At 63.2% G+C, this 11,655-nt stretch carries 9 protein-coding genes; 3 read left to right on the plus strand and 6 right to left on the minus strand.

What is annotated here, in order from left to right; all coding sequences use genetic code 11:
• Nucleotides 1-24 precede the first annotated feature (24 nt).
• On the minus strand, nucleotides 25-1,338 hold the full coding sequence (locus ASG03_RS09670; RefSeq protein ID WP_082475647.1) for a polysaccharide pyruvyl transferase family protein: 1,314 nt from the start codon (nucleotides 1,336-1,338) through the stop codon (nucleotides 25-27).
• A 372-nt stretch (nucleotides 1,339-1,710) separates the two neighbouring features.
• Here ASG03_RS09670 and ASG03_RS09675 point away from each other — a divergent pair, with 372 nt between their 5' ends.
• From ASG03_RS09675 to ASG03_RS09685, 3 genes are all read left to right on the plus strand, one after another.
• Nucleotides 1,711-2,940, plus strand: a complete 1,230-nt coding sequence (locus ASG03_RS09675) for a glycosyltransferase family 4 protein (protein WP_062693396.1) — start codon at nucleotides 1,711-1,713, stop codon at nucleotides 2,938-2,940.
• A 120-nt stretch (nucleotides 2,941-3,060) separates the two neighbouring features.
• A complete protein-coding gene (locus ASG03_RS09680) occupies nucleotides 3,061-4,215 on the plus strand; it encodes an MraY family glycosyltransferase (protein WP_062693397.1) in 1,155 nt (384 codons plus the stop codon).
• Between the two features lie 86 nt (nucleotides 4,216-4,301).
• Complete coding sequence (locus ASG03_RS09685) at nucleotides 4,302-4,910, plus strand: putative colanic acid biosynthesis acetyltransferase (protein WP_062693398.1); 609 nt, start codon at nucleotides 4,302-4,304, stop codon at nucleotides 4,908-4,910.
• Here the strand turns inward: ASG03_RS09685 and ASG03_RS09690 are convergent.
• The 5 genes from ASG03_RS09690 to ASG03_RS09710 form a co-directional block, all read right to left on the minus strand.
• Nucleotides 4,835-6,043, minus strand: coding sequence for a glycosyltransferase (locus ASG03_RS09690; protein ID WP_062693452.1), 1,209 nt, complete (start codon nucleotides 6,041-6,043; stop codon nucleotides 4,835-4,837). The two genes, ASG03_RS09685 and ASG03_RS09690, sit on opposite strands and share 76 nt — an antisense overlap.
• 39 nt (nucleotides 6,044-6,082) lie before the next feature.
• Complete coding sequence (locus tag ASG03_RS09695; protein WP_062693399.1) at nucleotides 6,083-7,306, minus strand: glycosyltransferase family 4 protein; 1,224 nt, start codon at nucleotides 7,304-7,306, stop codon at nucleotides 6,083-6,085.
• Nucleotides 7,303-8,562 (minus strand): glycosyltransferase family 4 protein, encoded by a 1,260-nt coding sequence (locus ASG03_RS09700; protein WP_244475210.1) that lies wholly within the window; start codon nucleotides 8,560-8,562, stop codon nucleotides 7,303-7,305. Before ASG03_RS09700 ends, ASG03_RS09695 begins: the two co-directional genes overlap by 4 nt.
• Nucleotides 8,563-8,696: 134 nt before the next feature.
• A complete protein-coding gene (locus ASG03_RS09705) occupies nucleotides 8,697-9,680 on the minus strand; it encodes a hypothetical protein (protein ID WP_062693401.1) in 984 nt (327 codons plus the stop codon).
• 90 nt (nucleotides 9,681-9,770) lie between these two features.
• On the minus strand, nucleotides 9,771-11,024 hold the full coding sequence (locus ASG03_RS09710; RefSeq protein WP_244475211.1) for a hypothetical protein: 1,254 nt from the start codon (nucleotides 11,022-11,024) through the stop codon (nucleotides 9,771-9,773).
• Nucleotides 11,025-11,655: the final 631 nt, after the last annotated feature.

Raw genomic sequence — 11,655 nt, forward strand, 5'->3', positions numbered from 1 at the left:
TCATTCCGGTCGCCGGCCGGACGTTCAGTGAAGCAGCGACGTCTCTCCGCCGGGCGGGGCAGAGCCAGTCGGCCGCTCCGGCAGATCGGGCGCGGCGAGCGGCGCTGGCATGGACAAGAGCGTCCGGTACAGGAGGTTCTCCTGATCGGCGAGTTGCGCCCGGACACCCGCGTTGGTCTGCGCAATGGCTTCGGTCGCCCCCTGCCGGTCGGCGATCAGCCGCCGCACGAGCACCAGAAGCTCCTCGGTGTCGAAGCGTTCGATATGCCGCGAATAGGCTCGCTGCCCGAACCTCTGCATGAGGTCGTCGTTTTTCTGCGCATATCCAAGCGATATGCTGGGTCGCCCCAGTTTGAGCGAGCACACCAGATTGTGGTACCGTGACACCACGGTGATATCCACGTCGGCGACGAGCGCCATGACATCCTGAAGCGTTTTGCCGGAATGGGCCTCGATCCGGCTTCGCTGCTCGGCAGACAACGTGTCGGCCAGGCCGTTCAGGATGTCGTCGCGAGCGCGCTCATCGGTCACGTCGCCCATGAAAAGGCAGACACGATGGCCATCGGCGGCCAGCCTTCCGACAAAATCGGACATCTTCGCGATGTAGTCCGCATAGATGTCGTCAGCCTTGGGATCGTGGTGCCGCCATCCGCGATACTGCATGATCCCCACGCCGAAGGTCAGCGGTGCGTCGGAGCAGGCGGTGCTCTCGCTGGCCTCTCGCCAAGCGGCCCGACGCGGAACGATCGGCGGAGACGGCAGGCCGAACGCGATGTCCGGATAGCGATGATCGTTTGCGACATCGATCCCGACCGACGTCATGAAACGCAGGGAGGCTTCGTCGCGATACGAGCGATAGGTCGCCATTCTTGCCGCGGAAACCAGAAGCAAGCGGCTGAGCCGGCCGTGGACGGGCCCAGCCCCGATGCTGACGAACGCGATGCGGGTGTTGCGGAGCCTTGCCGCAAGGCACCAGCAAAAGAGCACAAGCGGCCAACCGAGCACCCTGTCCTGGAAGTCGTCCAGAATTCCTGTGCCGGGAACGATCATGAGATCGATGTCATTAAACTGCCCGAGCGCCGAAAAAAGCAGAATGACCCTCCGCGGCAGGTTGAACAGAACCTTATTGAGAGTCCTTGCGAAGAGGCTCGACGGAGCTGGCCCACCGACGCTCTTTGCAGGAATGCCGTATCGCGCCTGTACCACCCTTGGATTGGAGCAGATGCATTGGAGTTCGGCATCGGGACGCAGCTTGCGCAGGAAGAGGATCATGGATTCCAGAGAGCCGTCATTGCCGGTGTTGCCGGAACCGAACTGTCCGAACAGGCTGATTTTCATCGGACCTCCAAAAGTCGGCGCATAGCGCAGACGGACTGCGAAGCCGCTGGCGGAACCCTGTCTCGAAGAGACGGGGCACCGGATGGGCAGGGACTTAAAGGCGGCGTGTGCAAACCGCGATCGGCAACGTTGCAACGGTTAGCGCCCATCCAGGGATCTTCCCACGCCGCCGTTTGGCACGCGGCCTACCTCGAAAGGGGAAACAGGTTACGGCGACACAGTCGAAGAAGGGGAGCCTTGCGACCTCCGTTCCACTCCACGCCATCGGCAGCGTCTCTACTATCCGACCACGCGAAACGGCCGGAGCTGTCCTCCGGTCGGACGCTGGGATCAGGGCAGGTGCGTCTGGTCGCACGATGCATGAGGTGTCCGATGAAACTTGCCTATTTCGTTATTCCGCATATCGGCGGAACCTATACCGTTTTCACGGCGCTCCGGGCCGCCCTGGCGCCATATGGTGTCGATGTCAGCTGGTTCGGACTTTGCGAGGACAATCCCGACGTGCGACACGACGTTCAGCGTCACACCGATAGCGGCATGATGATGTATCTGCCGCCGCAGACCACCGAAAAGGAAAGGGCCAAGCTGGTTGTCGAAGAGATACGAAAGCAGGGATATGCCGGTATCTTCGTCAACATCCTCGGCGATCGCTTCCAGACCAATATTTCCCGGTACCTGCCGCCCGATATCCTGCGCATCGCCATCGTCCACAACATCACGCCGGGAACCTATGCGGCGGCCAAGGCGATCCGCGACTATAGCCATGTCACCATCGGCGTGTCCGAGCGCATTCGCCAGGACCTCGTCGAACACCACGGCTTCCCGCGCGACAGGACGTTCGCGGTCCCCAGCGCGATCGACACGGACGCATTCCGCATAGCGGCAGAACGCCGCAAGAGTGCGCCGGCCGAGCTTCGGACGCTGTTCGTCGGTCGGATAGAGGACGCCTCGAAGGGGGTTTTGTGGCTTCGCGAAATCCTCGACGCCCTGCCGGACACAATCCGCCTGACCGTTGTCGGCGATGGGCCGGACCTGGCCAAGCTGAAGCGACGGTTGGCGAACCATGCCTCGCGCGTTCATTTCTCGGGTGCCGTCGACCCTTCGCGGATCAGCACCTTCATCGCGGAGCACGACGTCCTCATCATGCCGTCGCGCTTCGAGGGGCTCGGCATGACGATGATCGAGGCGATGGCCGGAGGCTGCGTGCCGGTCGTTTCGCACATCCGGGGCGTCACGGACACCGTCGTGGACGATGGACGCAACGGCATCCTTTTCCCGGTCGGAAATTACACGGCCGCCGCCCAGGCCATCGCCAGGCTGGATGACAATCGGGACCTTCTCGCAAGAATGTCCGATGCAGCACGCGAGACCGTGCCTGGCCGGTTCGGCATCGAGACGATGGGCGCCCGCTACAACGCCATCATCACATCGGCCCTGATCGACGGCCCCCAACACCTGCCGACACTCGACGTCGACGCATGGTCGATCCCCAACGGTCTGCGGGCGGGGCTGCGCACCGTCATTCCGCTTCCCCTGAAGAACTATCTCCGGGTGGTTCGCGAACGGCTGAAGCGTCCCAACGTCCTCCCGCACGTCTTTTGATGGAGGCATCCTGCCTTTTGGCGGCTTACCGGAATTGCCGAGAGCTTCCTACAATCGCCGCAGCGTCGAAACCGAGTCGACCCCCGTTTGCCCTGCCCGTCACGATCGAGAGGACCTGCCATGTCGTCGATGCTTCTGACAACCAGTGCGACCTTCCTGCTCGGCATCGCCTTCATCGCGACAGCGCGCCGCCTCAGCATCGCCTTCGGGATCGTCGACCGCCCCGATGCCGTCCGCAAACGGCATTGCGGAACCGTTCCCTTGTGCGGCGGCGTCGCCATCTTCGCGACATTTGCCTGCGCAGCACAATTCGGGGCTGCCTCGGCCCTTTTGACTCCGCCCTTCTGGCTCGGCCTGGCGGTGATTGTCGGCATCGGCGTGTTGGATGACCGCCTGTCCCTGCCCGCGACCGGCCGTCTGGTTGCGCAGCTGCTCGTCTCGATCCTGCTTATCGGAAGCCTCAGGACCGGTGCGCTTTCAGCCGGTCTCCTGACCGTGTCCGATGCGCTTGTCCTGACGCCTCTTCTCGTCCTGATCTATGTGCTGTTCATGACAGGTATGATCAACGCCTGGAACATGCTGGACGGGATCGACGGTCTTGCCGGAGGAACGGCGGCGGTCAGTCTTGCTTGGCTGATCGTCATCGCGGCCTTCGCCAGCTTGCCGGATCTCATTCCGCCGCTCGAAACGCTTCTCGTCTGCATCTGCGCTTTCCTCGTCTTCAACATGCGCAACCCCTGGCGCCTTCGTGCCAGCGTCTTCCTGGGAGATGCTGGCAGCACGGCGCTCGGACTGGTCATCGCCTATGCCATCCTCCAGATCACCGCGACCGCTCCGCAGGTGTCCTTTCCCGCGCTTCTCTGGGTGGTCTTCGTTCCCGTGATGGATACGCTCAGCCTCATCCTCCGCCGGCTCCTTGCCAGGCGAAGCCCGATGTCCGCCGACCGCTGGCATCTGCACCATCTCCTGCTGGATCACGGCCTGACCACCTCCTCCGCGACCCGCACGCTGATGCTGATATCGGCGGCCTGCGGGGGCGTGGGCTATGCGGGCATCCGGCTGGCAATCCCCGCAGATATTATGGCGGCAGGGCTTCTCGTGCCGATCGGCTTGCACACGCTCTTCGTTCTTGTCTCGACAGGCACCCTGATGCGGATGCGGCTCGGACCTTTTCCTGCAAAGACGCGCAATGCGGCTTTGGGGCATGATGTTCTGGGTGGCCGGGAGCCGGTCGCCGCTCTCACGGGACGACGAGACGCCGAGCAGGACGCATAGGCCTTCACCGTCCGCGCCTGTGGCATTACGCCGTCGCGGCGGAGGCGTGGCGCGGACAGCGCGACATCTTATCGAGGGAAATGACGATGCGCTCCAGATATGACGACCCGACATTCGACGCGGCTCGGGCGACACTGCCCCGCTTCGGAGGCCCGACCTACGCGCTCCGGTTCCGGCTTTTCCGGTTCGTCTGGATGATCACCTGGCTGCTTCTGGCGGCCTGGACGCCACCCCCGTTTCGCCGCTGGCGCAATCTGCTCCTGCGCCTGTTCGGCGCGCGGATCCACGCGACCGCGACGGTCCATGCAAAGGCGAGGATCTGGTGGCCAGCCCATCTTGTCATGGACGCCTACGCGTCCATGGGACCGGGCGTGATCTGCTACAATGTCGCCTCGATCACCATTCAGACCTTCGCGTCCGTCTCCCAGCGCGCCCATCTCTGCACCGGGACGCACGATGTCCAGGACAGCGCGTTTCGGTTGATCGCCCGCCCGATCATCATCGGCGCCAATGCGTGGGTTGCGGCCGAAGCCTTCGTCGGACCCGGCGTGACGCTCGGAGAAGGCGCCGTGCTCGGCGCAAGGGGCGTGACGGCCCGGTCGCTCGACCCCTGGACGATCTATGTGGGCAATCCCGCAAAACCCGTCCGGGTCCGCCGGCGCGAGGCCGGTGCCGCGTATGCGCTCGCCTCGTAGTGCTGGAGCGTCAATTCGGCGATTGCGGGCCAGGTAAACGTCTCGAAAATCATCTGTCGCCCGTTCCGCCCCATCTGGTGGGCCGCGATGCGATCCTGCAGGAGGGTATCGAGGCCCTCTGCGACGTCGCCCGGATCGAGCGTGACGATCAGTCCTGCATCGGCTTTCGCCACCTCCGGAAAATGGCACTGATCCGAAATGACCACAGGCGTGGCGCAGGCGAGCGCCTCGAGGATGGCGATGCTGAAACCTTCCTGGCGACTGGGGAGGCAGAAACAGGCGGCCTCCGCCAGGGCGGCGGTTTTCACGTCCCCGTAGAGAGGTCCGGTCATATGCACCCTGTCCGCAAGACCGGATGCTGCGATCCGCGCCTTGAACTCGGCCTCTGCCCCATCATCGGGGCCCGCGACGACCAGATCGATATCGGGATGCTGCCCGGCCAGAAGCGCAAAAGCCTCTGCCAGAATATCGAGCCCCTTTTTCATGTGGAGGCGTGACAGAAAAAGGATGTAACGACGGTTTTCGGGGAAACCGATCCGGGTCCGAAAGAGAGCCTTCGGAGGCAAAGGCTCGTACTCCTCCGGGAAAACCCCATTGGGAATGATGACGTTCGGCGCGCGGAAACCCAGCGGCTCGACCGCACGCCGTTCGTCGACGTTGAGGACGTGAATGAACGCCGCCCTGTTCAGCATGCGGGCGTAGCAGAGATGCAAGGCAATGCGCTTCTTCCACCGCTTCTGCGCAAGGCTCCAGTGATCCAGCATCCCGGCTGGGCACACGCAGTAGGGAATCGGTCCTGCCAGTTTTGAGGCATGCAGCAGCAGCGGCTCCCAGACGCCGTGAATGTGGATGAACGCGGTGCCAGGCAGCAGGTCCTGCAGCCGACGTCGTCCCCGGAAGCAGAACAGGCTCTCGAACCGGCCGGGTGTGCCGAGAATATGGAGATGGACGCTGGAAAAGCCGGGAATGGCCTTTCCAAGCTCGATCACCTGTCGATGCACCTCGACGCTCCCATAGGCGACGAGGTGCACCTCCGATCCGGTCGCGGCCTGAGCGGCGGCGAGCCGCATCGCGACCGCTTGAAGCCCCCCGTTCTTCGGGTCGATGGAGGCGATGACATGAACGATTTTCATCGGCTGATCCAATGCTTGCTGTTTTCACGCAAGACGGTCTCACGCCTCGAGTTGCGAGAGTGCGGCCAGCAGGCGCTTTCCATAATGTTCGACGGTAAACTCTGCAGCCCGGCTCAAGGCGTTGCGGGACATGTCGGCGCGCAGCTCCGCGTCGCCGGCAAGGCGCTCGACAGCCAGCGCAATCTCGACCGCGTTGCCGGTGGGAACGATGAAGCCGTCGACGCCATCGCGAACGACACTGCCGGTATTTTCAGTCGTAATGACGGGAAGGCCGGCTGCAAGCGCCTCGTAGACGGCGGTGGCCGAGCCTTCGCAAATCGAGGGCAGGAGAAAGACGTCCGCCCAGCGAAGCTCCGCGCCGATGTCGGCACGAGGAACGATGCCCCGCAAGGTCACCCATCTCGAGATCTCCCGCTGGAGATCATCTGGCAAGAAGGTGCGGCCCGCCATGCGGAACACCGCCGATCGGCCCGCGAGGCGCGCCGCCTCGACAACATAAGGCGAGCCCTTGCGCAGACCCACCTCGCCGACCGTGAGCACCCGCAGCGGTCCCGGCATGCGATGGGTTCTTTCCACGGCGACGGGCGCATTCACCCCGTAGGGAACGACGATGCAGCGATCGGCGGGGCCCCCGCAGGCCACGACATGGTCGCGCACGAAGCGCGACGGGCAGACGATCGCGTCCGCGAGATCCCACTCGGCTTTCTCGCGCTCGGCAAAGACAGAGGCGAACACATTCGCCGTCTGGGGGCCGGCCCAGGCCGGGAAGCGCGCGATTTCCTGGTCGATCAGCCTTTCCACGACCTCCCGGGGCGCGATCATCTGCTCGACCGCTGTCCAGAGGCCTTGGCGCTTTGCGGCTTGCATCTGCTCCAGCGCGTCGCCGCTGAAGGCGTAGAGGCCGGCCGCTCCGTGAAAACCCCGACCCGCGACCAGTTGCGAGAACCGGGCGCCGGCCCACAAGGCATGTGACGTCTCACCGATGACATCCCTTGACGCCATTCGTCGCAGCGCCGAGCGGATGCCGAAGCTTGGAAACACGGTGATCAGGTCGGCCGGCACGCCGTTCGGTTGCCGCCCGGCAAGACGGCGGACAGAGGCCGGCAGCACGCCCTTCGGCAGCGCCGACAAAAGGCGTGGCCAACCTTTTGTCGCGCAGATGTCCGTGTAGAAATGCGCAAGCCGTCCCTGCGACCCGAAGATACGGGGAACGGCATAGTGCATGCGGGCGCCCAGCTGGCTGACGACGACCTTGTTGTTCATGGCGCCAATCCCTCCGTCGCGGGCGTCGACGGATACGGCGCCTGCGCGAGGTCCGCGATCCTTTTGCACCAGCCCTCGATGGCACCGTCGCGCGAGTAGTCGGATACCAAGAGCGCGCGTGCGCGGGCACCCATGGCCCGGCAGATCGCGGGGTTGTCGCGCAGGTATCGAATGGCGCGCACGAGCCCGTCCGCATCGCCGAGCTCCACATGCAGACCGCAGCCTGCGCGTTCGATGACGCGCGCCACTTCGCCGTCCTTGGCGCCGATGAAGATCGTCGGGCGCCCGGCGGCCAGGATGCCGTAGAACTTGCTGGGAATGATGCAGTGCTCGAGCTGTGGCAGGAGCGAGACCAGATGGACATCTGCGGCACCAAGGCTTTCGCTGAGCCTGTCGATCGGTTGCAACGGTTGGAAAAGCATCGTGCGGAGATCGGCTTGCCGAGCCTTGGCAGTGACCGCCGCATGATGGTGGCCGCCGCCGATCATCAGAAACCGGATCGTTTCGTCGGCACGCAGCCTTTCGGCCGCACCCAACGTCGTCTCGAAGTCATGGGCCCGCCCGAAATTGCCGGAGTAGCCGACCACGAAGGCGTCATCGAGACCCCAGGCGCTGCGCAACCCGTTCTCGGCGGGGTCGACGGGTCGGATTTCCGCGCCATCCGACCAGTGGTGCGAGACGATCACGCGACCCTCGGCAATGCCTTGGCGCGTCAGGTATTCCGCCATGGTGTCCGTCGAGCAGATGCAGAGACCGCGCATGCGGAGAGACGCGTTGCGCGCGGCCAGTGTCAGCCTCGCCAAAACATTCCCGCGGGTGAAATAGCCGAGCTCGATGGCCGCTTCCGGGAAGAGATCCATGATCCAGTTCACCATCACGGCGTTCTTCAACCGCAGCGCAACACCGCTGGTGACCGAGAGCAGCGGCGGATCCGTGCAGATGACGGCGATATCGTCGTGCGAAATATGGGCCATCATCCAGAAGAACGACAGAAGATGGAACATCAGATAGTCAAAGCCCCTGCCGAGAAGGGTCTGGCGTCCGAACCGCGTGGTCGACAATCGCCGGATCGTCACGCCGAAGACGGTCTCTTCCGCCGGAAGCACGATGTCGCGTCGATTATGGATATCACGGCTTGTCATCACGATGACGTCGAAGCCTCGCCTTGCCAAACCGAAGGCAACCGAGGACACGACCCGGCTCGTTGCCGACTGGTCCGGGTAAAAATAGCGGTTTGCGAAGACGACCCTCATCATACTCTCCTCGCCTCTAGATGTCGGAGGCATATCAGCACCCGGATCGCGGCGATCGCAATATGATCGAAAGCGGTAGGGCGGGCTGAAGACACGCGAGACGCCCGGGGCGGACGAGCCTATCGCCGGCGCGCCGGTCAAGACAGTCGGGGAACCTGGCGCGGGCGTTCGCCCCGGATCAGGCCGATGGCATTGACGAGCTTCCTCAGGAGAAGCTTGCGTTGCACGTGTCTGCGATACTGCAAAATGAACGGGTCGGGTTCGAAGGGACGTGCAACGGCTGCGGCGATGAACCGCTTGTCGGCAGGAAGGTGCAGCATCGAACTGCCGAGATGGTGGGACAGGGGCATCTGGCGAAACCGCGACCGTGTCGAAAACCACCGGCTGATCCAGCGATGCCGCCCGTCGCCGACATCGATGAGGTGGATCGCGTCCTCGTCGAGCAGGCTGTTGAGCGCCGCGGACACGATCATCTCGTCACCCACATGGTGCAACTCGCCGGTCAGCGCCTTATAGGTCGGCCACAGGCGCTCGATCCGCTCGGACAAAGATTTGAATGCCCCGCACGACCCGGCAATAAACTCCCCGCCATACCAATGTGTTGAGCGAAGCTCGGCTCTCGCGACGCGCCGCAGGTCCGATCGAACGCGGTCGGCACCATACTCCTCGAGGACCGTCCCCGAAATGTCGTAGACGAAAAGCCGATCATCGTCCCAGGTCGCGAGATCGGCTGCGGGAAGATTGAGCATGACGACATCATTGTCGATCAGGCCGACATGCGATCCGAAGGCGCCGCTTGCGAGCTGGCGAATGGCATCGAGCTTGAAATGCGCCGCGTAGAAGGGAATGCCTTTCGGCACGTCGCGCGAGAACGCGACGCCGATCGCGATTTCCGGCGCACCCAGGCGAACAAGATGCGCATTCACATAGGCTGGCTGGTTCGTCAGGATCTCGACCCGAACCCCGTGTCGACCGCAGCTGGCGAGCAGGTTCGACGCACATCCGATATAGACATCCCGGGTGGGCAACCTGCCTTTTCCGACGCTCGAATGCTGGATCTGCGTTTCATCAATGTAGAGGACGGTGAAAAGCCGGATATCCCGGAAGGGCGCGTTTGCCATGATGGCTCCTGAACGTCTGCGAACAGTCATGGCTGCGACGTCCATGGCCGCAGCCGCCGAGGGCGGATCTTCCTGATGCGGGCGGCGGGCCTAGGCCGGCAAGGGCGCCGCAAGGTCACGCGCCTCCCGGCCGGACGAGGGAATGCTGGCGAAGGCGAGGACGGGCACGGCGAACAACAGCATATGAATCCACACCATCAGGATCCAGTCCGTCTTGTGCGAAATCGCGTGCATCGCCGGCACGACGGAGAGCACGTAGACGAACTGTCCTGCGAACCATCCCGCGTCTGCCGCGGCGAGGATGCGCCGCAAAAAATAGGCCAGAAGGAAGAATTCCACGGCGCCGAAATACCAGAAGGATTGGAAGGCATCGGCAAGCCCCGTCTCCGTCGTGCCGCGGATCGGGCTATAGTCCCGCGCCAGTGCCGGTAGCGGCATCATCAGGTCGGCTTTCACCTTGCCGCCCAGGAGCTGCGCCGGGACGAACGAGAACACGAGCCGGTTCCAGTGCGACAGGCCGTAGTCGAACTCCATCGTCTCGCTCGTATGGCTGATCCTCTTGATCGCATTCCTGACCTCATCGCCGCCATTGGCGAGAATGGCCGATGTGTTGCCGACAAGATCGATCTCGGTCATGGCCTCGATGGTCAGCCCGTTGCCGCTCTTGCTGATCGCGCGGTAGTCGCCCACGCTGTTCATCAGCAAGGTTCCGAAGACCAGCCCGCAAAGGACCACCCATCTCGGGATGGCGCGACGGCGATAGAACCACCAGGCAAGCGCGAAGATCATGAACAGCTCGACGGTGTCGGCGCGGCTGCCGCTTCGAAGGATTCGATCGCCGATGAACACAAGGTCGAAGGCAATGATCCCCATCGCCGCAAAGGAAAAACGCCGGGCAAGACACAAGGCGGAAATCGCCAGCCCATAGACCAGCAGACGGGAGAAGAAGACGAAGATGACAGGAACGCCCGTCATCTGAACGGCGATCGTCATTTCGCTCGGCAGCCGACTGAGCGCATAGTAAAAATAGGCGCCCGCGACCGACAGAACCATGGCAGCCACCAGAAGCCGCGTTTCGCTGAAGGTCCATTCGAGAGCGGCCGGCGATCCTGCCTGCCGGGTCCATCCGAGCCAGCACATGAAAAGGCAGAGGATCATGAAGGCAACCGTCCGGACAAAGGCCGGCTGCGGCACGAAATAGTCATGTGCCAGTCCGGGAACCTGGACGAGGATGAAGGCGAAAGAGACGGCGCCCACCAGAAAAGGAAACTCGTAGATCCGCTCCTGCCTTGCCATGCCCCAGGCCAGCAACGCGAAGACCGCAGCGAACAGCAATCCTGTCATCACGTCATTCATCGCAAGGAACCTCGATGACCATCAACCAGATCAGACGGCATGCTCCTCAAGGCATCGGACGAGATTTCGCAAGCTGCCCGGGATCCACCTGACCTGAAAGACGATCATAGGGCCCGTCGGTCAAAACCCAACGGGACCTTAAGGGGTAGAAGGTCAAACGAAAGACGGACATCCGGTATTCGCTCAGACGTGTCGGCGCAACGAGTGATCTCGTCCTGATGGTCTTGACATAGCCGGGGCAGATGCCCCTTCCGTTGACGTCACAATGTGCAGGAGCAGCGTCTCGTGGCTCTGACAACCGCCTTACGGGAGTGCAAGGCGGCTGCACCATCCCTTGCCGCAGGCTCCTTCGGCGGACGGTGGCGGGTGGAGCACTTGCGATAACGGCCAGGACACGGCGAGCCCCTCCCCCGGATGTCAGATCGGTCTGGCGTGATGCCCTTTCTGTCGGGCGCGGCATCCTCTGTCTCTTGGTCTGTGGCTGCCATCAGCACGACGCGACGTGGTGACCATTTTCGTGGCATTGGAACGCAAAAACCCCCGGACCTTTTGGCCCGGGGGTTTTGGATTGTCTGTCTGGTTGCGGGGGCAGGATTTGAACCTGCGGCCTTCAGGTTAT

The sequence above is a fragment of the Rhizobium sp. Leaf341 genome (assembly GCF_001424325.1).
Taxonomy (GTDB): Bacteria; Pseudomonadota; Alphaproteobacteria; order Rhizobiales; family Rhizobiaceae; genus Ferranicluibacter.

Excerpts from the sequence above, each read along its gene's own strand:
- ASG03_RS09670 (WP_082475647.1), bottom strand. The coding sequence starts at position 1,338 with ATGAAAATCAGCCTGTTCGGACAGTTCGGTTCCGGCAACACCGGCAAT.
- ASG03_RS09675 (WP_062693396.1), top strand. The coding sequence starts at position 1,711 with ATGAAACTTGCCTATTTCGTTATTCCGCATATCGGCGGAACCTATACC.
- ASG03_RS09680 (WP_062693397.1), top strand. The coding sequence starts at position 3,061 with ATGTCGTCGATGCTTCTGACAACCAGTGCGACCTTCCTGCTCGGCATC.
- ASG03_RS09685 (WP_062693398.1), top strand. The coding sequence starts at position 4,302 with ATGCGCTCCAGATATGACGACCCGACATTCGACGCGGCTCGGGCGACA.
- ASG03_RS09690 (WP_062693452.1), bottom strand. The coding sequence starts at position 6,043 with ATGAAAATCGTTCATGTCATCGCCTCCATCGACCCGAAGAACGGGGGG.
- ASG03_RS09695 (WP_062693399.1), bottom strand. The coding sequence starts at position 7,306 with ATGAACAACAAGGTCGTCGTCAGCCAGCTGGGCGCCCGCATGCACTAT.
- ASG03_RS09700 (WP_244475210.1), bottom strand. The coding sequence starts at position 8,562 with ATGATGAGGGTCGTCTTCGCAAACCGCTATTTTTACCCGGACCAGTCG.
- ASG03_RS09705 (WP_062693401.1), bottom strand. The coding sequence starts at position 9,680 with ATGGCAAACGCGCCCTTCCGGGATATCCGGCTTTTCACCGTCCTCTAC.
- ASG03_RS09710 (WP_244475211.1), bottom strand. The coding sequence starts at position 11,024 with ATGACAGGATTGCTGTTCGCTGCGGTCTTCGCGTTGCTGGCCTGGGGC.